The sequence below is a fragment of the Formosa haliotis genome, from assembly GCF_001685485.1.
Classification (GTDB): domain Bacteria; phylum Bacteroidota; class Bacteroidia; order Flavobacteriales; family Flavobacteriaceae; genus Formosa; species Formosa haliotis.
Map to the genome: position 1 here is coordinate 2,302,348 of NZ_BDEL01000001.1, position 23,097 is coordinate 2,325,444.

At 35.1% G+C, this 23,097-nt stretch carries 17 protein-coding genes; 9 read left to right on the forward strand and 8 right to left on the reverse strand.

Annotated features, from left to right (window positions below):
- Positions 1–1,608 (forward strand): Ig-like domain-containing domain, encoded by a 1,608-nt coding sequence (locus A9D35_RS09495; RefSeq protein ID WP_066222128.1) that lies wholly within the window; start codon positions 1–3, stop codon positions 1,606–1,608.
- Here A9D35_RS09495 and A9D35_RS09500 read toward each other — a convergent pair.
- Positions 1,595–2,374, reverse strand: a complete 780-nt coding sequence (locus tag A9D35_RS09500) for an amidohydrolase (RefSeq protein ID WP_066222131.1) — start codon at positions 2,372–2,374, stop codon at positions 1,595–1,597. The genes A9D35_RS09495 and A9D35_RS09500 overlap by 14 nt on opposite strands.
- Positions 2,374–2,703 carry a hypothetical protein gene (locus A9D35_RS09505; RefSeq protein WP_066222134.1) on the reverse strand — a complete coding sequence of 110 codons (330 nt, stop codon included), beginning with the start codon at positions 2,701–2,703 and terminating at the stop codon, positions 2,374–2,376. Before A9D35_RS09505 ends, A9D35_RS09500 begins: the two co-directional genes overlap by 1 nt.
- 181 nt (positions 2,704–2,884) lie before the next feature.
- Here A9D35_RS09505 and A9D35_RS09510 point away from each other — a divergent pair, with 181 nt between their 5' ends.
- The 4 genes from A9D35_RS09510 (at position 2,885) to A9D35_RS09525 (ending at position 10,829) form a co-directional block, all read left to right on the forward strand.
- Complete coding sequence (locus A9D35_RS09510) at positions 2,885–4,972, forward strand: S46 family peptidase (RefSeq protein WP_066222137.1); 2,088 nt, start codon at positions 2,885–2,887, stop codon at positions 4,970–4,972.
- A gap of 196 nt (positions 4,973–5,168) precedes the next feature.
- On the forward strand, positions 5,169–6,794 hold the full coding sequence (locus A9D35_RS09515) for a tetratricopeptide repeat protein (protein WP_066222140.1): 1,626 nt from the start codon (positions 5,169–5,171) through the stop codon (positions 6,792–6,794).
- 161 nt (positions 6,795–6,955) lie between these two features.
- Positions 6,956–9,811, forward strand: a complete 2,856-nt coding sequence (locus tag A9D35_RS09520; protein ID WP_066222142.1) for a TonB-dependent receptor — start codon at positions 6,956–6,958, stop codon at positions 9,809–9,811.
- A gap of 4 nt (positions 9,812–9,815) precedes the next feature.
- A complete protein-coding gene (locus A9D35_RS09525; protein ID WP_066222145.1) occupies positions 9,816–10,829 on the forward strand; it encodes a phytase in 1,014 nt (337 codons plus the stop codon).
- Here the strand turns inward: A9D35_RS09525 and A9D35_RS09530 are convergent.
- A complete protein-coding gene (locus A9D35_RS09530) occupies positions 10,815–11,054 on the reverse strand; it encodes a hypothetical protein (protein WP_066222147.1) in 240 nt (79 codons plus the stop codon). The two genes, A9D35_RS09525 and A9D35_RS09530, sit on opposite strands and share 15 nt — an antisense overlap.
- 219 nt (positions 11,055–11,273) lie before the next feature.
- Between A9D35_RS09530 and A9D35_RS09535 the strand changes: the two genes are divergently transcribed.
- The 4 genes from A9D35_RS09535 (at position 11,274) to A9D35_RS09550 (ending at position 14,957) form a co-directional block, all read left to right on the forward strand.
- Complete coding sequence (locus A9D35_RS09535; RefSeq protein ID WP_235817880.1) at positions 11,274–12,071, forward strand: N-formylglutamate amidohydrolase; 798 nt, start codon at positions 11,274–11,276, stop codon at positions 12,069–12,071.
- 9 nt (positions 12,072–12,080) lie between these two features.
- Positions 12,081–13,460, forward strand: a complete 1,380-nt coding sequence (gene hutF, locus A9D35_RS09540; RefSeq protein ID WP_066222153.1) for a formimidoylglutamate deiminase — start codon at positions 12,081–12,083, stop codon at positions 13,458–13,460.
- 113 nt (positions 13,461–13,573) lie between these two features.
- Complete coding sequence (locus A9D35_RS09545) at positions 13,574–14,113, forward strand: Crp/Fnr family transcriptional regulator (protein ID WP_083191668.1); 540 nt, start codon at positions 13,574–13,576, stop codon at positions 14,111–14,113.
- Positions 14,114–14,369: 256 nt separating this feature from the next.
- A complete protein-coding gene (locus tag A9D35_RS09550) occupies positions 14,370–14,957 on the forward strand; it encodes an HdeD family acid-resistance protein (protein WP_066222160.1) in 588 nt (195 codons plus the stop codon).
- A gap of 98 nt (positions 14,958–15,055) precedes the next feature.
- On the opposite strand, the gene A9D35_RS09555 is transcribed toward A9D35_RS09550, so the two are convergent.
- The 5 genes from A9D35_RS09555 to A9D35_RS09575 form a co-directional block, all read right to left on the reverse strand.
- On the reverse strand, positions 15,056–15,742 hold the full coding sequence (locus A9D35_RS09555) for a TapB family protein (RefSeq protein ID WP_141675506.1): 687 nt from the start codon (positions 15,740–15,742) through the stop codon (positions 15,056–15,058).
- A 44-nt stretch (positions 15,743–15,786) separates the two neighbouring features.
- Complete coding sequence (locus A9D35_RS09560) at positions 15,787–16,764, reverse strand: DUF4421 family protein (RefSeq protein ID WP_066222166.1); 978 nt, start codon at positions 16,762–16,764, stop codon at positions 15,787–15,789.
- Between the two features lie 532 nt (positions 16,765–17,296).
- The gene (locus A9D35_RS09565) at positions 17,297–18,613 is read right to left on the reverse strand and encodes a TolC family protein (RefSeq protein WP_235817881.1); all 1,317 of its coding nucleotides are present in this window, start codon (positions 18,611–18,613) and stop codon (positions 17,297–17,299) included.
- Positions 18,603–21,806: an efflux RND transporter permease subunit gene (locus A9D35_RS09570; RefSeq protein WP_066222172.1), complete on the reverse strand. Its 3,204-nt coding sequence runs from the start codon at positions 21,804–21,806 to the stop codon at positions 18,603–18,605. Before A9D35_RS09570 ends, A9D35_RS09565 begins: the two co-directional genes overlap by 11 nt.
- Before the next feature lie 6 nt (positions 21,807–21,812).
- Entirely contained in the window at positions 21,813–22,940 is a 1,128-nt protein-coding gene (locus tag A9D35_RS09575) for an efflux RND transporter periplasmic adaptor subunit (RefSeq protein WP_066222175.1), read from the reverse strand.
- Positions 22,941–23,097 lie beyond the last annotated feature (157 nt).

The window sequence follows — 23,097 nt, forward strand, 5'->3', positions numbered from 1 at the left end:
ATGAGTAAAACGCTTTCTAATTTTTTGTTTATAAGTGTGCTGTGTTTAATTATTGCTAATTGCGCCAACAGAGGGACACCTACTGGAGGAGAAAAAGACGTAGATCCGCCGGTTATTGTACGTTCGGTTCCAGAAAATTTCAGCACGAATTTTAAAGGCAATGAAATTAGAGTGTATTTTGATGAGTACGTTAAAATTAAAGATTTAAGTAAGCAACTTATTATTTCGCCTCCTATGACAACGGCTCCAGAGATTACGCCTTTGGGAAGCGCCAGTAAATATATCACCATAAAAATTTACGATACCTTAGCCCCTAACACAACTTATGCTTTTAACTTCGGGAACAGCATTATAGATAATAATGAAAGTAATCCGTTTCCGTATTATAAATATGTGCTTTCTACCGGAAGTTATATTGATTCGTTAACCGTTAGCGGAATAATTTCTGATGCTACCATAAAAAAGCCAGATAATTTTGTTTCTATTGGATTGTACGAAGTAGATTCTACTTTTAACGACTCTATTATTTACAAAGAAAAACCTAAGTATGTTACCAACACACTCGATAGTTTAACGACGTTTTCTTTAGAAAATATTAAGGCTGGAAAATATCTTTTAGTTGCGATGAAAGATGAAAATCAGGATTTTAAATTTCAACAAAAAACAGATAAAATTGGATTTCTTGGAGGCTATATTGAAGTTCCAAAAGACACCATTTACCGTTTAAAATTGTTTAAAGAAGATTTAGATTTTAAACCTTTTAGACCACGATTAATATCGCGTGGCAAAATTGCATTTGGATTTCAAGGAGATTACGAAAACATGAATATCGATATTATTAGCGATACACCTCCAGATTTTGAGCACACTGTAACTAAAGATGAAAAATCGGACTCGTTGATGTATTGGTATCGTCCGAAATTTGAAGTGGATTCCCTGCGATTTAAAATAGGTTATAAAAACAAAGCTATTGATACATTTACCGTAAAAATCTCAGAAAAATATCCAGATTCATTAGTGCTAAAAGGGTCTCCCTCTGGAAATATAAACTTTAACGACGATTTTATTCTATCTGCTACTACTCCATTTAAAGCTTTAAACAGTTCTAAAATTTCGCTTATAGATAAAGATTCTACCACGATACCTTACACTACAAAATTAGATACCATTCATAACAAACTGTCATTTTTATTCGAGAAGAAGGAAAGCACTAAATATCGTTTACAACTGTTACCCGAAGCTATTACAGATTTTTTCGATAATAAAAACGATACCCTTCAATATATATTCCAAACGAAGGCTTACGACGATTACCCGAACGTACGTGTAATACTTCAGAATGCAAAATACCCTGTAATTGTTCAGTTAACCGACCAGATGGGGGAAGTAAAAGCGGAGCGATACAGCACCGAACCCGAGCCTATAGATTTTACATACATGGCTAACGGAAAATATTTACTTCGTGTTATTTACGACGAAAATGGAAACAAGAAATACGACACCGGAAATTTCTTAAAGAAAATTCAACCCGAACGTATTAGCTATTTCCCAGAAACTTTAGATGTACGTGTAGGTTGGGATTTAGTACAGGATTTTACCTTAAAGTAAATCCGTCTCTATCGTTTAAAAACTTAAATTTTTCTCTTGTATTTACTATATGATCTTTGTGTAAGGTCACGATGCGATACCCGATTTCATTTTCATTAAATTCTGAAATGGTTTCGCCTAAAACATCGTAAACTGCAGAATGCCCCGAATATTCGTGTCCTTTTTCATCTGTACCCACCCGATTTACACCTATACAATAGGACATATTTTCTATGGCACGCGCTTGCAATAAGGTGGTCCAAGCATGAATACGTGGTTTTGGCCAATTGGCTACATATAACAACACATCGTAATCGTTTTGGTAACGCGCCCAAACAGGGAACCGTAAATCGTAGCACACTAGCGGACAAAGAGACCAGCCTTTATATTCTACAATAGTCCGTTCTGTACCTGCGGCATATACTTTATCCTCGCCAGCTAATGTAAACGTATGTCGTTTTTTGTATGTTTTTAAATCTCCATTAGGATACACAAAAACCAATTGATTATAGTACGTATCGGCTTCAGACATAATAAGGCTACCCATAACCGCTGCTTGTTTTTTTGCTGCCAATTCTTTCATCCAGAGAACGGTTTCTCCGGTAATGGTTTCAGCAAATAGCGAAGCATTCATTGTAAAACCAGTCGTAAACATTTCTGGAAGAACAATTACGTCTACGGTATCTACAATAGTCGATACTAGCGCATAGATTTTATCTCTATTGGCTTCCGGATTTTCCCAAACCAAATCGGTTTGTATCAATGCTATGTGTAATGGCTCCTGCATTAAAAAATTAAAAATCTCTTGTTTTTATTAGCTTTCCGTTCGGCTTTCTTTTCTTCTTTTATAGCCTTACGTTCTTCTTTTTCTTCGGCCTTTTCTTCTTTCCTTTTTTGTTTTTCAATGGCTCTAAATTCATCTTCTCGTGCTTCATATTTATGACGAATTTCACGCTGATCGTCTATAGTTAAACTTTCGGTAACATCGTATCCATCTAACAAAATAGAACTGCCTTTAACCTCATAAATATTTCCCTTATGTTCAATTTCCTGAGCATTTAAAGGTGCAATTAATAAGAATAAAAAAGTAAATAATAATAGTAAAGGTTGTTTCATATACTCACAATTAACTTAACCAAAAATACTAAATACCAATGTATTTGCCTAGTTTTTCAATTTTAAGCCCAATGTCATCAATTAATCCCCAATAAAACGAGTTAAAACAAGGTAAAAATTCCGCCAAAAACGCCCTTTTACACCAGCCTTTTTTATCTTTGCAACACTTAAAAAAAAACACATGAAACTATTAAAAATTCTATTTCTTTTTTTAGCAATTCAAGTCAGTGCCCAGCAAGGTGGTATGTGGATTCCATCGCTTTTACAAGGCATGAACGAAAATGACATGCAAGCTTTGGGCAGTAAACTTTCTGCAAAAGACATTTACGATGTTAATCATTCAAGTTTAAAAGATGCCATAGGGCATTTTAATGGTGGTTGTACTAGTGAAGTAATTTCTAAAAAAGGATTATTACTAACAAATCACCATTGCGGATTTGGCCAAATTCAATCGCATTCTTCTTTAGAACACGATTATTTAAAAGACGGATTTTGGGCCGAAAACTATGAAGACGAGCTACCAAACAATGGTCTTTATGTAGAATTTATTGTGCGTATAGAAGATGTTACCACTCAAGTTTTAGAGGGTGTTACAGACACTATGACTGCCAAAGAAAAACAAGCGAAAACCGACGGAAACAGTAACCGTATTCAATCTGCTGTTACTAAAGAAGCTTGGCAAGACACAAAAATAAAATCGTTTTTTAAAGGAAATCAATACTTCCTTTTTGTTACAGAACGTTTCAACGATATCCGTTTAGTTGGAGCTCCTCCTACAAGTATCGGGAAATTTGGATCGGACACAGACAACTGGGTTTGGCCTAGACATACAGGCGATTTTTCTCTTTTTAGAATTTACGCCGATAAAAAAAATCGTCCAGCAGCATACTCTAAAGACAATGTGCCTTACAAGCCTAAACACTTTTTACCCGTGTCTCTAGACGGTATTAGCGAAGGAGATTTCACTTTAGTATTCGGATTCCCAGGAACTACACAAGAGTATTTACCTGCTGCCGCAATTAAAGAAATTACCGAAGACTTAAACCCTAGTAATATTGCCATTCGTGAAGCGGCCTTAAAAGTGATCGATGCACAAATGAAAGCTAGCGACGAAATAAGAATTCAATACGCCTCAAAACAAGCACGTATTGCAAATGCTTGGAAAAAATGGATAGGAGAAAATCTTGGAATTAAAAAGAGTAACGCCATTGCTAAACGAAAAGAAGCAGAAGCAGAATTTACGAAAGCTCTAAAGAAAAAGAATTTAGAAAGCCAATACGGACACTTACTTCCTGAGCTTGAAAAACAATATGAAGCATTTGCACCTATAGATATAAAGCGAAATAATTTTGTTGAAATCTTTGTAAGAACCAACGAATTAATGGGGATGATGTTTAGATTATCTCAGATGGAAAATGCAGCTATAAACGGAGACGATGCCTTTAATGTGGCCAGAGAATCTACAAAAAACCGTATTAAAAGTGTTTTAAAAGATTTTAATGTCGATGTAGATCAAGGTGTTTTCGAAGCCATTATGCCTTTTTACACCGATAATGTAGACCCTTCTATTTATAAGCATACCGCTTTTACAAACCTAGAAAGTGCTAACGCCATTTTAGACAGTGCTCCTGGAGACTTCATAGAAAAACTAAATGCAGATCCGGCTTATGCTTATGCAAAACCTTTTATTATAGAGTTCTACACTAAAATAGAACCAGAATTCCAAGAGAAAAACACTGCAATTAATGCTCTAGAAACGGAGTATATGAAGGCTTTAATGGAAGTTGTTCCTAACGAGCGCTATTACCCAGACGCTAACAGCACTTTACGTGTAACTTACGGACAAGTTCGTGGATACGCTCCTCGTGATGCTGTATATTACGAGCCTGTATCGTATTTAGATGGGGTAATGGAGAAATATATTCCTGGCGATTATGAATTCGATGTCCCTCAAAAACTTCAAGATTTATATACCAGTAAGGACTTTGGACGTTATGCAGATGCCAATGGTAAATTACCCGTTTGTTTCTTAGGAACAAACCACACCACCGGTGGAAACTCTGGAAGCCCTGCCATTGATGCCCACGGAAACTTAATTGGTTTGAATTTCGACCGCGTTTGGGAAGGAACCATGAGTGACATGAATTACGATCCTGAAATTTGCCGTAACATTATGGTAGATGTACGCTATGTATTATTTGTAATCGATAAATATGCTGGTGCAACACGGTTAATTAAAGAAATGAAATTAGTTCATCCTAAAAAATAAGGGTTGGATAATACTTTAATATACACATCAAAAAAAGCGAGGTTTTATCCTCGCTTTTTTCATTTTATTACAAGACAAAAAAACTTAAAACTCACTCCTAGAACACATTTTTATTACGGCATTAACTAAGCATTTTTAAGCCAAAATGGAATAAAATAGTAATATTCACGTAACATTACATTTTCTAATTTTGAGCATGAATTCACTCAAAATACCCTCTGTTTTTTTCAGTCTAAAACTTACTGGTAAAGTACAAGCGCTAGTACTCGTTTCTTTTATAATTTTAAATAGTTTCTCTTTACAAGCTCAAGACAACCCGCATTCTCGGCACGACAATATAGATTCGGTTTTTACCCAATTAAAGATTCAACTAAACAAAGCAGAATACCTTGAAGACACTTCAGCAATCGTAACATCTCAAATTCATTTGGCTAATTTTTACGAGCGACTAGAAATTGAAAACGAAGCCATAAAGCATTATCACATCGCTTTAGAGCATCACCAAAAAACAGACACCACTCTAGCCTATATATGCAATAAAATTGGTGCTATTCACCTCTCATTAAAACAATATGAGAGCGCATCTCGCTATTTAAATAAAAGTTTAAAACTCACACAGCGCATAGCTTACGAAAAAGGAAAGGCTATTGCTTATGCCTTACTTGGAAGTGTTGCCGAAAAAGAATCTGATTATCAACTAGCCCTTAAAAACCAAGAAAAAAGTTTAGCCATTTTTGAAAAACTATCCGATAGTACAGGATTAGCTGTTACCTACGAAAATACTGGAAGCATCTACGAGGACTTAGAGCAGTATGAAAATGCACTGAACTATTTTCTTAAAGCACAAGTATTCGCAAAAAACAGCACGACAGCCACCAAAATAAATATTCTGAATAATATTGGAGATGCTAATCGAAAAATGGGAAATCCTAATGAAGCATTACCTTATTCCTTGCGAGCGCTACAACTGTCTCAATCCTCTAAAAACATTCATCAAGAAGAAGGGGCTTTAAAAGATTTGGCCCTAATTTACGCCGATTTAGGCGATTATAAATCGGCTTTCGATTACATGATCCACTTTAAAAACTTAAACGCAAATGCTATTGAGTATAAAAAAGCCGAATTGGTTGGCACCTTACAAATATTATACGAAGTTGAAGAGCGTGAAGCAGAACTAAGACTATTAAATAAGCAACATGAACTCGATCAAGTAAGGCAAAGGATTATTCTACTGGCTTCGGGTTTCTTCTTTTTAATATTAATAGGATGGCTTTTATATTTCAGAAAACAAAAACAACAACAATCTAAAATTCAACATTACAAAAACAAACTCTTAGAAGTGCATCTCGAGAAAAAAACTCAAGAAGAAGCTGCTTTACAAAGAGAAGTAGAAATTAAACTTTCGGCACTTACCAATTACAGTTTGCACTTATCTCATAAAAATAAAATGATTGCCGACATATCTAGAACCCTTACCAATTTAAAAGATCGGAATACGGTTATGATAAAATCTAAATTGGAAACCTTAATAAAAGAGATTGATTTAGACTTATCGCAAGAACAAGAATGGACAGAATTTATTAGTTTCTTCGAGCAAATCCATCCTCATTTTTTCCAAAACTTAAAAAACGGTGCTACAAAAGAATTATCACCGTCAGAATTACGCTTATGCATGCTTTTACGTCTTAATTTATCGTCTAAAGACATTGCTTCAATTTTACGTATTACTCCTGATAGTGTACGTATTGCGCGCTATCGCCTGCGAAAAAAGCTGCCTTTAGATACTAAAGAAGAACTTCAAGCATATATTCTTAAACTATAACAGCATGTTTCTAAACTATTACCAACACGTAAATCCAGTGTTAATGTTGCCTTAGAATATAACCCGTATACCACAGTTTATCACATTTTGTTAACGCTTACTTTAGATAAAAAAAGGGTCTTGATTCTACATTTGCCTAAAAATAAATTTAACAATCAATTATGAAAAACTGGATTACAATAATGGTACTTTTCGTTACAACGTTTAGTTCATTAGCACAAACCGGGCAAGTTCAAGGAACCATTACAGACCAAAATGCGATAACAGTTCCTGGAGCATCGGTATTACTTGAAGAAATTAATAAAGGAGCTGTATCCGACTTCAACGGAAAATTCACCCTTGTTAATATAGCACCGGGCACGTATACCTTAGTTATAAAATATTTAGGATATGCAGACTATAGCCAACAAATTACGGTTAACCCAACAGTTACCACTAACTTAAGCATTTCGTTAACCGAACAAAATACAGAATTAGACGAAGTACAAATTGTGGGTCTAGGGTTTGGTAGTCAAGCCAGAGCCCTTAACACTCAAAAAAACAAACAAAATATTACCAATATAGTATCTACAGACCAAATTGGTAAATTCCCAGATGCCAATATTGGAGATGCTGTAAAACGTATTCCTGGTATTACTATGCAAGTAGATCAAGGAGAAGCACGTAATATTATTGTACGTGGTTTAGCGCCACAGTTAAACTCGGTAACTTTAAACGGTAGTCGTATTCCATCGGCAGAAGCCGACAACAGAAATGTTCAAATGGATTTAATTCCTTCAGACATGATTCAAACTGTCGAAGTAAACAAGGCTGTAACTCCAGACATGGATGCCGATGCTATTGGAGGGTCTATAAACTTAATTACTAGAACATCTCCTCACGGATTTCGTTTCTCGGCCACTGGTGGATCTGGAATTAACTTAATTAACGACAAGCGTATTTTAAACGGATCGTTTTTATTGGGGGACCGTTCTAAAAACGACAAATTCGGATGGGTAATTGCTGCATCCTACAATGATACTAAATTTGGATCGGATAATGTGGAAGCCGAATGGGACGATGAATTCGAGTACAACACAGGTGCCGAAGACGAAGATGGAGACCCTATTATGCAGGAGGTAGATGTTAACCCATATGCTAGCGTTAACGAAATAAGAGAATACCACGTGCAACGTATACGTCGTAGTTTTTCTGCAAACTTCGATTATAAGTTAGATAACAACAACACGCTTTATTTTAAATCTATTTATAACTGGAGAGACGACCGCGAAAACCGATTTGTTTTAGAGCAAGGAATTCTTGATGGTGAAGATATCGAGTTTGGCGATTTTACAGTAGACTCTAATGGTAACCTAACAGGTTTTCCTGTTGAAGCAAAACGCGAAGTTAAAGGTGGTATCGATAATAGCCGTAATAAAAATACACGTCTAGAAGACCAACGTATGCAAAACTACAGTCTTGGTGGAGAGCACTTAATAAACAACTTACAGGTAGACTGGATGGCATCTTTCTCTAAGGCTTCAGAAGAGCGTTTAAACGAGCGCTACTTGGTATACGAAAGCGAATATGGTGTTAATTATAATAACAACCCAGACAAGCCAAGCTATATGCCAACAAACGCTGATGATGCCGATTATAGCATATTTGAGTTTGATGAATTGTATGAAGAAAACCAATATACCGATGAAACCGATTATAACGCTTTAGTAAACTTCGAATTACCTCTTCATATTTTTGATAAAGATAACGGTACCTTAAAATTTGGTGCTAAAACAAGAATTAAAGAAAAGAAACAGGATAACAGTTACACCGAGTATTCGCCAGAAAATGACGATTTAGAATTCTTAGGAAATATACCAACAAGAAATTATACAGAAGCGAATTTCAATCCTGGTAGCCAATACCAAATCGGGTATTTCCCAACACCAGAATACTTAGGAAGCTTAAACCTATACGACAGCAATTTATTTAGTGCAGAAGACAAACCCGAAGAATACGAAACGGCAAACTTTAATGTTAAAGAAAACGTATACGCAGGTTATGTTATGACCGAGCAAAATATTTCCGATAAATTAAGCTTTCTTTTAGGAGTACGTGTAGAACACACAGTTGCAGATGCTACAGGAAATGAAATTATATTTAACGCAGATGGCGATTATATAGAAGCTTCGCCTGTTAACAGTAAAAACGACTACACAAACGTTTTACCAAGTATACATTTAAAATATAACGCAACAGAAAACACAATCTTAAGATTTGCTTGGACCAACACTATTGCTCGTCCAAACTATGTAGATATTGTACCGTCTAGAGAAATTAACAACGAAGACGAAGAGATCATTCTGGGTAATCCAGATTTAGGACCAACCTCATCTATGAACTTAGATCTTATGGCCGAACATTACTTTCATTCTATTGGTTTAGTTTCTGGGGGCGTATTCTATAAAGATATTAAAGACTTCATTTACACCTTCCAATACGAGAACGAAGACGGCTACGAAGTGTACCAACCGTTTAATGGAGACGAGGCCTCTATCTTTGGTTTCGAAGCAGCTTTCCAACGTCAGTTAGATTTCTTACCAGGGTTTCTTAAAAACTTAAACTTGTACTTAAACTATACCTATCTTGCTTCTGAAGCCTCTGGTATTAGAAACGAAGATGGCGAAGAACGCGACGATTTAGATTTACCAAATACAGCTCCTAATATGTTTAACGGGTCGTTAGGATATGCTAACAAATACTTTAGTTTACGTTTATCGGCTAACTATTCCGATTCGTACATAGACGAAATTGGTGGCCGTGCATTTGAGGATCGTTATTACGACGAGCAATTCTTTTTAGATTTTAATGCAAGAGCTAACATTACAAAACAATTAAGTTTGTATGTCGATGTTAATAATATTACTAACCAACCATTACGCTATTACCAAGGTGTACGCGAAAGAACCATGCAAATGGAATATTACCAAACGCGCATAACATTTGGTTTAAAATACGACTTATTTAAAAGAAAATAATACGATGAAAAAATACATATTTAGTGCTTTAATTTTAGCCGCTGTTAGCTCTTGTAAAAATAATTTACCCGAAATAGAGCCCACTCTTATTTCCGAAAAGACGCCACACGACACCGACGATCCAGCAATTTGGGTAAACAAAGACAATCCAGCAAAAAGCATTGTTTTCGGAACCGATAAAGACGAAATAAATGGCGGTGTATATGCTTTCGATTTAGACGGAAATATCATGCACGATAAAAGTTTAACTCACGTTAGCTATCCTAACAATGTTGATATTGAATACGGGTTTGCTTTAAACGATTCTACAACTGTAGATATTATGATGTTTACCGAACGTGAAAAACATCAAATCCGTCTTTATGCCATTCCAGATATGATCCCTCTAGACAACGGTGGCTTCCCTGTTTTCGAAGATGAAACCGATATAGAACTTAAACGCCCTATGGGAATAAGCATTTATAAAAACCCTGAAACCCAAAAAGTGTATGCCATTGTAAGTCGTAAAAAAGGACCAAAATCGGGCTATTTATACCAATATGAATTACAACCTAAAGCAGATGCTGTTGCGCTTTCATTAACAAGAAAATTTGGAACCTTTAGCGGCACCAAAGAAATTGAAGCTATAGCTGTAGATGATGCTTTAGGCTACGTCTATTACTCTGATGAAGGTGTAGGTGTTAGAAAATTTCATGCCGACCCAGCGCAAGGTGACGAACAGATTTCAATGTTTGGAAGCGAGCACTTTAAAGACGATATCGAGGGTATTGCCATAGCCACTTATCCAGATGGTCATGGTTATTTAATAGTGTCAAATCAGCAAGATCACAGCTTTAATATTTTTAACCGCAGCGATAATAGTTTTGTAAAAACACTAAACTTAGGCACTAAAGAAACCGATGGTTGCGACGTTACCACAACCGCTTTAGGCGATAAATTCCCTAACGGATTATTTGTATCTATGAACGACGAAAAAGATTTTTTCTTTCACAGTTTAGATTTACTAGAATTGAAATAGAACGATTATAATAATTTTTATAATTAGGAAGGCTTTCTGAATAGTTGAGTTTTCGTTAACCTGAATTCCCGTCTGCCCATAGGCACAGTGATTCAGATTCTCACATAGTTGTTTATCAATATGATGAGATTCTGAAATAAATTCAGACTGACGAATAATAATACTTTTTGGACAGCCTTTTTTATTTTCACCACAGGCTTTAAAATCTATAAACCAAGACAGCATTAGCAATCTATTTAAATATTTATATCTCCACCTTATTTCACTCCAATATTAGACATAATACCCGTACTTTTGTATTTGTATTTTATATGCCCAAAATAAAAAAACGAGGGATAACCATAGCCAAAGTTCGGTTTGAACCAAAAGTAAACATCTCTAGCTAGCTAAATATTCATCTAACTTGTTTTAATTCACAACGGGCATCAAACAAACTAGAACAGTATGATGACGCTTTACAACATTACTAAACCTAAGGTAAAAACCGTTCCCATTATAATTAGTTCTCCGCATTCTGGAACCTATTTTCCGCCAGAAATCGGTTCTAAATTGCATCCTGAATACGTTGCAAACCCAGACGATACCGATTGGTTTATAGACACCCTTTATAGTTTTGCTTCAGATTTAGGAATTACATTAATTACAGCAAATTATAACCGTTGGGTAGTCGATCTTAATCGCGATCCCGAAAGTAAACCGCTTTATAATGATGGTCGTGTTATAACGGGCTTGGTTCCTACAACAAACTTTAATGGGGAAGCTTTATATAAATCTGAAACACCTTCGGAAGACGAAATTAATTTCAGAATTGAAAATTATTACAAACCCTACCATCAAAAAATCGAAGAATTACTGCAGGACACAAAAAAACAGTTTGGTAAAGCTTTGCTTTTCGATGCACATTCCATCCGAAAAAAAGTTCCTGGTATACAAGACGCTCCTTTTCCCGATTTAATTTTAGGCGATAATGAACAAACCTCAGCGTCGCAATCTATAATCGATTCGGCATATAAAGCATTACAAAGCGGCGATTATCATGTAGAACATAACCATCCGTTTAAAGGCGGACAAATTACACGTTCTTTTGGTAGACCTCAAGAACATATTCACGCGCTTCAGTTAGAAATGGCTAAAACCAATTATATGAACGATGCCGAAACAGCTTATGATGATGCCCGTGCAGAACATATGCAAACGCTACTAAAACATATGTTTCAGGAATTAATTAAAACCTTATCTTAAAATTATACCATGTCTCAACATTATACTTTTAAAGGCCTTTTAACCGAGAACGGCTGGTTAGAAAACGTTACTGTTTCGGTGAATGAAATAGGCGAAATTTCAGCAATTCAAAGCAATTCAGAAACAGCGGGAGAACGTGTAGATGGCTATGCGTTACCAGGATTTCAAAATGCCCATTCACATGCCTTTCAATATGCTATGGCCGGATTGGCAGAACTGCATGAAGGCACTGGGGATCCGGATGATTTTTGGAGTTGGAGAACCGCAATGTACGATTTAGCGCTTCGTATTTCACCAGAACATTTAGAAGCGATTGCAACGCAATTATATGCAGAAATGGTTCGACATGGGTATACCGAAGTTGCAGAATTTCATTATTTACATCACGATACAAACGGAAATCCTTACCATAATTTAGCCGAATTGGGTGAGCGTTTAATGGCGGCAGCGCAAACAGCAGGCATTCATATCACTTTAATTCTGATGTTTTATCAGCAAGGCGGATTTAATATGCCTGCAGAAGATAAACAACGCCGATTTATCTCTAAAACTATCGACGATTATTATCGTCTTTTAGAGCAAACAGAAGCCATTGCTAAATCATATAAAAACACAACCGTAGGAATTGGTATTCATTCCTTACGAGCGGTAGAACCCGAAAGTATCATTCAGCTTTGTAACGCCTTACAGGGAGACAAGCCTTTCCATATTCATATTTCTGAACAATTAAAAGAAATTGAAGATTGCTTGGCTACTTATGGAAAACGACCTGTAGAATGGTTGCTAGACCATTGCGATGTGAACGACAACTACCATTTGGTTCATGCCACACATTTAAACGAATATGAAGTTAAAGGCATTGCGGCAACCAAAGCCAATGTCGTCATTTGTCCGTCTACAGAAGGTAATTTAGGAGATGGCTTATTTCCTTTTAATTATTTTAAAAGACTAAATGGTAATTGGAGTATTGGTACCGACAGCCATATTGGATTAAATCCGTTTGAAGAATTACGTATTCTAGATTACGGACAACGTTTAACCACCCATAAACGCAACACGTTTTACAAAAGCAATCTAGGAGACAGCGGTTTTAATGCTATAAAAATGGCTTGGAAAACCGGACGTAAAGCCATGGGAAAACAAAATACCGAATTCTTTAAAATTGGAGATGCCTTTAATGCGGTAATTATGGATGCAACGGCTCCTTTAGTGGCCACAGCTTCTACAAAACATTTATGCAATACGTTTGTTTATGCTAGCGATGTGTCCCACCAGCTCGGTACTATAATTAATGGTAAATGGCTTGTAAAATCTGGAAAACATCTTAATGCAGATAGTATAACGGCTAAATTTAAAGCAACTATGAAGGATTTAGGGTCACGCCTATAGCGCTCTAATCTTCGTATTTAAATCGCTTTTACATTCTGTTTTCAATTCCTTTTTATTAATTTAGGAATGCTAAAGCGCGTAAAATCAATTTAACAAACCTAAACATTTATTCTGTGGAACACTTTTCAGACCTACTAAATCAATTTCCTGAAGCTAAAACCATTCACGTAAATAAGGGTGATATGCTTCAGTTTGTAGGCGATGAATACGCCAAAGTGTATTATGTAAAGGAAGGTCTTTTACGAAGTTATACTATTGATGAAAAAGGGAAAGAACATATTTTCGACTTTTCACATGAAGGCCATTATATTTTAGATGCCGAGGCTTACCATAACCACACGCCTACATCTTTATTTATTGATGCTATAGAAAACAGTACTATTATTATAGTGCCACAAGAAAAAATAAATCCGAAAGATTTGAATGCCGAACTTATTCTTAACGAATATAACGACCTAACCGAACGGGTAGGCATTTTACAAAAACGATTGATACTTCTTATTAGCGAAACGGCCAAAAACCGTTACCTCTATTTTATAGATCGGTTTCCTGAAGCGATTCATCGCATCCCTCTAAAAATGATAGCATCCTATTTAGGAATAACCCCCGAAGTTTTAAGTAAAATTAGAGGTGAAATCGCCAGAGAACATTAATTTTTTTTGACTTCTGTAACCTCTCCTCTGCAGGAATACCCATAAAGTCTTATTAAACAATATATTTATTTGAAAGGGATCATTGGATTCCATTTTTATAACAGATCTTCCCCAACTACAGCATCATAAAAAGATAGATTCATTTTTTTTCCATAGAAAAAAATGAAATTTTACTTTAAAAGTCGCTTCTTAATATAGATTAAGTTTCAAACTATATTCTCGTCCTACCTTTGTGCTATAATTAAATATAAACATCATGAAAGATACAATTAGTAACACAGTAAAACATTGGTGGATTCCATTAGTTTCAGGATTCTTATTTATTTTCTTAGGCATTTTAGTCTTTAAGACACCTGTTACATCGTACTTAGCACTTACCATCTTCTTTGAAATCGGATTTTTAGTAACCGGTATTCTTCAGATTGTGTATTCAATATCAAATAAAGCCGTCTTAACCAATTGGGGTTGGGGACTTACTTCTGGAATTATAGATCTATTTTTAGCTATACTTTTATTTGCTAACCCAGGTTTATCTGCTGCTATACTACCAATTTATATCGGTTTTATGTTACTCTTTAGATCGATGCTAGGAATAGGGTATTCTGTAGATTTAAAACAATGGGGTGTACAGGAATGGGGATGGATATTATTTGGCTCTATCCTAGGCGTAATATTCTCGTCTTTAATGATAATGAACCCTGCTTTTGGTAGTTTAAGTATAGTAATTTACACAGGTTTATCTATAGTAATGCTAGGAATGGTTCAGATTTCTATAGCACTAAGTTTGAAAAAAATTAAAAAAGAAATTAAAGATGATGAAGTTTTAGAAGCTCATCCTATATAAACAGTTATCACTTTAATTAACTAAAATCCCGATTTCGGAGTTGTGAAATCGGGATTTTTCATGTTTATATTGGAGTACTAAATTTTATATAACAGTATTTATTTTTTGTAAACAGTAAGCACTTCTCTCCCTACAAGATCTCCTTTTTTATTGTACTCCTCTAGCTTAACTAAACCAACCCCTTTAGCCATCCATAGTTTTGAAGTTCCCTTTTTAGTGATCAACATCTTAATCTCTGTATTTTCTGTTAATACCATACAGTCAAAAGTTCCAGCTGGGACAGTAATGGTTTCTTCTCCTACAACTTTTCTATTAAAAGTTTTAGCTCCAAATCCCATTTTAGTAGTACCTGCCATAATGTCCATATGGATATCTGAATTAGGCAACTCATCGCCAACTTTTAAATTATTTGGCATAACAATATTTGTTCCATTTACTTCTGTCTCAGCATCAGAATTCGTATTTGTTAGGCTGGCAGAAATCCGCTCTTTTAATAAGGTTTTAAGATCTACTTTAATATTCCCATTTTCACAATACATATTATAATCTGTATTAATGGTTTCTTTACCTTTTGAGTCCTCGGTTACAGTATGTACAACAACTACTGTTTTTCCTCCCTCTTTTTGAATATCTTTAATTATATTGTACTTTTTAGCTTCCACTCTATCCTTTTTGTCGTAACGAGTATGCTCATACTCAACACCTTTTGTTGTTGGATAATATCCGTCACAAGATTGTGCGTATCCAACTGAAGTTAGTACAAAAAATACAGCTAATGCAATCAAGTTTTTAAATTTTAATTTCATGTTATTTAATTTTTATAGTTAGTTCAAAGTTTTATTTTATCCTTAATATCCTCATAGGTTTTAACCATTTTTTTAGGAGCTTTAAATCTATATCCTATAAATGCTTTGAAAAAAGGGATATTATCTTCAGTATAGGTACTCCTATCTGTATTATGATTCATGGCTAGGTAATTAAAATTCGCTCCAAAATAGAAATCATTGATATTATATGTTGCAGTTGAAGACACACTCCACTCCGTTAATAACGATGTATACGAATTTTCATCAGATTTAGAATAGTTAAGACCTAAACCCACATTTCCTCCAACAGAAACCAAAAAATTACTAAATAGCACAAAATTGTAATAATAACTTGGGGTAAGTGCGATATCGAATAAATATAAATCTTCGTCTGCATAGCCATTTTCTGTTTCTCCTCTTAAATTAAATTTTGAATAATAAGTGGTAAGACCTGCAATAAAACTTCCCGTACTTTTTAACTGCTTTTCATCCTGATTTGAAATAGCTCTAAAGGAAAAGTTCTCATTAAAAATATAATTAGTAGACCCTCCTATTTTAATGGTCTTGGTGTCTGGCAAATAAACATCAAAATTATTAGTTTCATAAAATCCCTTTTCACTATATACATCGATAGTCTGCATCCATTTCCCTAAGAAAATCTTAAAATTCAGATTAAATAGCCTTGAATCTTCATTATCTCTATTTTCCACCATAAAATCGGGTGCAAAAGAATATGACAATGCAACAATTCCGTAAGACACACTTGCCCCAATTCTATTTTGTTTATTTGGATTCATTTCTAATCTCATATCTGTATCTCGATCTCCAAACACATACGAATTATAAGTATTAATATAAAAGGTTTTTGCTGTAATTCTATTAGGGTATTTTTCTATAAATTCATTTTTTATAGCATATAAAATAGTGTCATTTTCAATTTGACTATAACTTAATTGGAAAAAAATTACGAATAAAAATTGTAGGATACAATTCTGTTTCATAGTTAAATGACTTTACTAAAGTTAGCTAGGACTCTTATATAACGGTATATATTTCTTATATTAATAATTTATCAAATTTCTACACACACTTTCAGTGTTAGATATAAAGAAGCGCTAGCTGTTCTTAAATTGTATCATACCAAAGTTCAATATTACTAACTACATTATATAATATAAAATCAACCTGTCTTAAATTCATTTATATTAAAACCCACCATTAACATTAGACCACTGCCATTTATTTTATCACACTCCTTGTCTAAAACCGAAAAATCTTAGGCCTTATATTCGGATAAAACCATCCCACTAAATAGGATCGTGACTAAGACCGCATAGTTTTAAGTAAAATAAAATATAGTGTTTAAGACAATATTAACAATATCGGACCAATTAAACAAACTAAAATATCTGAAGAAAATCGAAAAAAGCAGTTAACACCATTTAAAATACTAAAAATCACATGATTTAAGCTTGAAATCTAAAATAATACAATTCAAAATAACTATTAAATCCTAAAATGTATAAATCACATTTAAAACTTTACATTCAGCAGTTCGCCACTTAACTGTAGTAAATACAACTCGGCCAATTTAGCTTCGTATTTTGCATTATTTCTACTAAATTCTGCTGTTAAAAGATTTAGTTGCGCTTGCCTAAATTCTATAGATGTTATCTGCCCTAGCTTAAATTTCTCTTTCGTACGATCGAAATTATTTTGGGAAGTAATAATATTATTTTCCTGAATATTATAAATTTTTAACTTGTTTTGATAATCGCCCCAAGCATTTTCAAAATCGCGATCTAAACTTATAAAAATCGATTCTTTTTGAAGTTCCTGATTTTCTAAATTCAGTTTTGCATTTCTAACATTGGTTATCGTGCTCCCACCATCAAACAAATCCCAACTTAAGTTAAGGCCAGCCGCAAGCCCTGTATTTGTAGATTGTGCCACAAAGGCTGCTGCATTATTATTGTTTTTATTCCACCCATAAGACCCTACTAACCCAACCGTAGGTAAATACCCCGATCTGTTGGCTTTAATAGTAAACTCGTTAATAGTAATATTTTTATCGATTTGCAAAATAGATACGTTATTAGCTCTCATTTTATTATACAAATCAGCTTTATCTATATCTAACAGGAAAGTTACTATGGTATCTACTTCTATATCTATTGGTAATTCTGTACCTAAAACCACATTTAAATCGCGCTTCGTATTTAATAGGTTTTGTTCAGAATTCATTAAGTTAATACTGTCGTTATTAATATCTACTTGAGCGTTTAAAACATCTAGCATAGTCCCTTGACCATAATCGAATTGATACTGCGCTCTTACAATCCGGTCGTTAGAGATATCTAAAGTTTGCTGTAAAGCCCGCACATTTTCAGATACCTGCGACACATTATAATACACTGTAAATAATTGTGCAATAGTATTTTCTATAGTTTCGCGAGCTTCCAATTCTGTTAATTGATATTGCTCTTTAAGTTGTTTGTAATTGTAATGTCTGCCAAGCCCATCAAAAATGGTATAGTTTAAATTTACAGACGCATTATAACCCGAACTTTCGGCTCCATTTAATGTCGTCACGCGCCCATCCGAAAATTCGGCTTCCGTATTATCTAAATTATAATTCGCTCCTGCATTTCCTGTTACCGTTGGAAGGTAACCAGAATTTAAAATGCTCTTATTATTTTCGGCGATTTCAGTATTATTCCCGGCTATTTTAATACCATAATTATTTTCTAAGGCGATTTCTATAGCTTCAGAAACCGGTAATTTTTGTTGTGCGAAAACCGATGCCATAACAAACGACATCAGCATAAATAATTTGTATTTAATGTGCATGCTCTTCATTTTGTTCTTTAATAGCGCGTTCAACTTCCTCTCGGGTTACTGGTTTTCCTGTGGCTAACCATTTACTTTTTTGCTTAATCGAATTGCTAAACGATAAGAATAACGGCAACACTAAAAGGGTTAAAATAGTCGCGTATGCTATCCCGAAAGAAATAGAAATGGCCATAGGCTTTAAAAACTGGGCTTGCCTACTCTTTTCTAAAAGTAAAGGCGCCAATCCTGCTATGGTGGTTACCGAGGTTAAGAAAATGGCTCTAAATCTAGATTTTCCGGCTTCCTTTAAAGCCTCGTCTAATTTTAAACCTGCTTTTAAATTAGTATTAAACTTGCCTATTAGCACCAATCCGTCGTTTACCATAATTCCTATTAATGCAATAATTCCTAGTAAGGACAATACATTTACCGGAAATCCTAACAACCAGTGTCCCCAAGCTACAGCCGTTAAACTAAATGGTATAAGCAGTATTAATAATAATGGCTGACTTAAACTTCTAAACGTAAAGGCAATCGTGATGTAGATTAATAAAATAATGATTAATCCGGCACTTTTTAAAGAACGATTAAGTTTGGTTGCTTCTCTATTTTGCCCTTCGTAAGACGCCGAAATGGTAGGATATTTAGATTGTAAACTTGGTATAACGGTCGCCTTTATTTCATCTAAAATATCGGTAGCACTTGTGTTTGGATCTTTTAAATCGGCCGATACTTCAATTTCTCTACGCCCTTCAAGGTGGTTTATAGCCACATCGCCTCGTTCTATAGAATAGTTAGCGATGTCCTTTAAAGTGACACGCTCGCCTGCTGGGGTTACAATACGCATATCGTCTAAATCGTTAATCGAAGCACGGTTTGGTTTATCGTAACGTACCCAAACTCTAATTTCGTCTTGTCCACGCTGAAAACGCTGTGCTTGTACCCCGAAAAATCCTGCTCGAATCTGACTCATTACCGTACTTAAATCTAAGCCCAACAAATACGCACTTTCTTTAAGCTCTAAACGGATTTCTTTAATTCCGGCCGGATCATTATCGGCAACATCTTTTAATAACGGATTTGCTTCAAGAACAGCTTTTAATTCTACTTTCGCCGCTTTAAGTTCTTCTATATTATTACTCAATAAAGAGACAGCTACCGGACTTCCTCCAAAATTACCACCAGAACCAAAAATTAAACGTTCTGTACCAATAACTGGCCCCACTAATTCTCTTACTCGATTGGCTACCAAAGAGGCATTTATAGCATCTGGACGCTCTTCCCCTGGCAACATATTTATATCTAATCGGGCACTAGAGGCACTGTTTATATTTAGAATGGTATTTTCGAATAAGACTTTATCTGTGCCCTTTAAATATTGCTCCGTAAATTCTTCGTTAACCATATAGGCCTTTTCTTCTATTAAAGACATGATAGAATCTGTAACCCTTACGTTGGTCCCGTTGGGCATATCGAGTTCTATAGACACACGGTCGCTGGCAATACTAGGAAAGATAGTTACTCCAATAACTCCTCCACCAATGGCTCCGAAGGTTAAAATTAGAGCTCCCAAAAATATACCAAGGGCTAAAATTTTAAATTCAAATATAAAATTTAGTACAGGCACGTAAAACTTGTCTCTTAAAAAGACCATAAACCGATCTCCAAGGGCATTAATCCCTCGCATTTTCGAGAAAAATTGCTTGATCTTAGACTGTTGTTGTCTTTCGTTTTTAACAGGTTTTTGAAGTGCTTTTGAATGCGCTAAATGCGCCGGCAGAATAATAAGCGCTTCTACTAAAGAAACCACAAGCGTAAGCATAACGATTACCGAAACTTCACTAAAGAATTCCCCAATCCGACTCTCTAAAAACAGGAAGGTTGAAAACGCTAACAGCGTGGTGATAATGGCTGAAACCACAGGAGGAATAACTTCCATCGTTCCGTCGATAGCGGCATCAATCGGGTTTTTACCTGCTTCGTAATGCTGATAAATATTTTCGGCTATAACAATACCATCATCTACTAAAATACCGATAACGATAATCATTCCGAAAAGCGAAAAGACGTTTATCGTGACATCAAACTGACTCGCAAAAATAAACATTCCTAAAAAGGAAATAGGTAAACCAAAGGCTACCCAAAATGCTAAACGCGTATTTAAAAACAAGGCTAAAAAGAGCAAAACCAATAACATTCCCACCACCGCATTCTCTACCAACAATTGTGTACGTTGTTTTAGTGTAATAGATAAGTCACGCACAATATCTAACTTCACATTATTATGCGATTGGTTGTAAGTATCTATATACTCTTTAACGGCTTCTGCCGAAGACAATAAATCTTCATTATCTGTACTAGTTACACTTACATTTACAGATAAATCACCATTAAAAAAGGTGGCATTTGGGGTTTCCGAAAATCGATCTCGTAAGATGGCAACATCTTTTAGACGGACTGTTTTTCCGTCGGAAAACGCACGAACCACCACGTTCGACAATTCGTCGCTATAATACGATCGGTTATTGGCTCTAATTAAAAACTCCTCATCATTGGTTTTAATATTTCCTCCGGTAACCAAGATATTAGAATTACTAACCGCTGTGGCGACTTCGTTAAACGTGATATTATAGGCTAAGAGGCTGTTTTCGTTAACCGCAATTTCTATTTCCTCTTCTGGATAACCCGTAACTTCTACTTGAGAAATACCTTCTATAGCACGTAAATCGTTCTCAATTTGCCTCCCTAATTGCTTTAAAGTAGCTAAAGGAATGTTTGTACCACTAATAGCAAACGAGATGGTTTCCCGAACATTTTCATTTTTTGCTACAACGAGGGGTTCCATACCCGTAGGAAATGTAGGTACACGATCTACCGCATTTTTAACCTCTAAAAGCATAAAATCGATATTCTCTCCCTTTTCTATTTCGATGGTAATGGTACCACTGTTCTCTTGCGAAGTAGAGGTTACCCGATCTACACCACGAAGCCCTTTTAAATTATCTTCTATTTGAAGCACAATCCCTTCTTCAATCTCTTGCGGAGACGCTCCAGGGTAATTAATTTGAATGGTAATAATTTTAGAAGGAATAATAGGAAAGAAAGACGATTTCAAGGCTAGCACACCAATGATTCCGAAAATGGTGAACCCTAGAATAAAAATGGTAACGGCAATATGATGCCTTATAAAATAAGCAATAATTTTTCTCATAAGGACTTAGTTAGGTTTTTTAGAATTTTCGTCGTAAACTTTAACTAACATCCCTGAGTATGCTCCTGGCACCGGACGAGAAATAATAACACTCCCATCGGGCACATCTTTTAAAACCACTTTTGTATCGCTAAAATGAATAGGTTTTACCGGAATAGCATCTAAAATACTGTCTCGAACAACATAAATTTCTTTTGTATCTAACAATAAATTTCTATCTATTTCAATGGCATCTGGTTCTTTTTTTGCATTTAGCTGAGCTTCTAAATACATCCCTTCCTTTAGGTTTTCGTGTTTCACCTCAATAAAAACAGTAATGGTTTGTGTAGTAGGATCTATACTTCCATTTACACGAGACACTGTTCCCGAATACGTTTCTGTACCTTCTAAAGTATTTAACACTACAGATTCTCCAACCTCTAATAAACTTGCAAAAGATTTACTTATGGCTACTTCCATTTCGTAAACCGAAGGATCTATAAATTCACCCAATTTTTGACCGCTTCTAATTAATGTACCCTCTGTAACCAAAGCTTCAGTAAGAATCCCATCAAAAGGGGTGGTAATAACATATTTTGATAAACGCTGCTCTAAATTTTTAACGTTGAAATAATTAGAAACAATTTCTCTCCCGGTAATGAAATAGTTTTCTTTTTCTGAAGTCATTTCTGGAAGTGTAGGCGTTGTTTTGTTTAAATCGAAGCTAGTAAGATAATCTTGCCATTTCTGAAAAACCTCTGGAAAATCTAAGCGTAAATCGGCCATGATGGCGGCTATCGAATTATACAAATTACTCTTAGCAGATTGCACGCTAGCGTAATATTCGGAAGCATCGATCCGAATTAAAGTTTGCCCTTTTTTGTAGGACTGCCCTGCTTTAAATAAAATAGAACCAGGCTGAAAAACACCTTCAACCTCTGCATACAGCTCAAACCTACGTTTAGCCGTTAAATTTCCGTTAGCAGGAATAATAATAGGAACTACCCCATTTTTAACCGTATCGACAAAGACCGACTTTACAACTTTTGGAGGTACAGGTTTTACTTTATTTTTGTTTGCAATTAAGGATTTAGAAATAAATATGGAGGCTACTATTAATAGTACACCAAGAATAGCAAGTATAATTTTTCTCATTCTGGAGTGTTTATCCGGTTTAGACTCCAAAACTATCCCTAAGTTTACTTTAAAATTGTTAAATAAAACTTAAAATCCTAAACACACTGATTTTTAAAAGGTTACACCTTACAACCGAAATCATGTATAAATTAAAGGATCTGCTACTGTAATGCCA

Excerpts from the sequence above, each read along its gene's own strand:
- A9D35_RS09520 (WP_066222142.1), top strand. The coding sequence starts at position 6,956 with ATGAAAAACTGGATTACAATAATGGTACTTTTCGTTACAACGTTTAGT.
- A9D35_RS09505 (WP_066222134.1), bottom strand. The coding sequence starts at position 2,703 with ATGAAACAACCTTTACTATTATTATTTACTTTTTTATTCTTATTAATT.
- A9D35_RS09560 (WP_066222166.1), bottom strand. The coding sequence starts at position 16,764 with ATGAAACAGAATTGTATCCTACAATTTTTATTCGTAATTTTTTTCCAA.
- hutF (WP_066222153.1), top strand. The coding sequence starts at position 12,081 with ATGTCTCAACATTATACTTTTAAAGGCCTTTTAACCGAGAACGGCTGG.
- A9D35_RS09535 (WP_235817880.1), top strand. The coding sequence starts at position 11,274 with ATGATGACGCTTTACAACATTACTAAACCTAAGGTAAAAACCGTTCCC.
- A9D35_RS09500 (WP_066222131.1), bottom strand. The coding sequence starts at position 2,374 with ATGCAGGAGCCATTACACATAGCATTGATACAAACCGATTTGGTTTGG.
- A9D35_RS09510 (WP_066222137.1), top strand. The coding sequence starts at position 2,885 with ATGAAACTATTAAAAATTCTATTTCTTTTTTTAGCAATTCAAGTCAGT.
- A9D35_RS09570 (WP_066222172.1), bottom strand. The coding sequence starts at position 21,806 with ATGAGAAAAATTATTGCTTATTTTATAAGGCATCATATTGCCGTTACC.
- A9D35_RS09565 (WP_235817881.1), bottom strand. The coding sequence starts at position 18,613 with ATGCACATTAAATACAAATTATTTATGCTGATGTCGTTTGTTATGGCA.
- A9D35_RS09495 (WP_066222128.1), top strand. The coding sequence starts at position 1 with ATGAGTAAAACGCTTTCTAATTTTTTGTTTATAAGTGTGCTGTGTTTA.
- A9D35_RS09525 (WP_066222145.1), top strand. The coding sequence starts at position 9,816 with ATGAAAAAATACATATTTAGTGCTTTAATTTTAGCCGCTGTTAGCTCT.
- A9D35_RS09575 (WP_066222175.1), bottom strand. The coding sequence starts at position 22,940 with ATGAGAAAAATTATACTTGCTATTCTTGGTGTACTATTAATAGTAGCC.
- A9D35_RS09530 (WP_066222147.1), bottom strand. The coding sequence starts at position 11,054 with ATGCTGTCTTGGTTTATAGATTTTAAAGCCTGTGGTGAAAATAAAAAA.
- A9D35_RS09550 (WP_066222160.1), top strand. The coding sequence starts at position 14,370 with ATGAAAGATACAATTAGTAACACAGTAAAACATTGGTGGATTCCATTA.
- A9D35_RS09515 (WP_066222140.1), top strand. The coding sequence starts at position 5,169 with ATGAATTCACTCAAAATACCCTCTGTTTTTTTCAGTCTAAAACTTACT.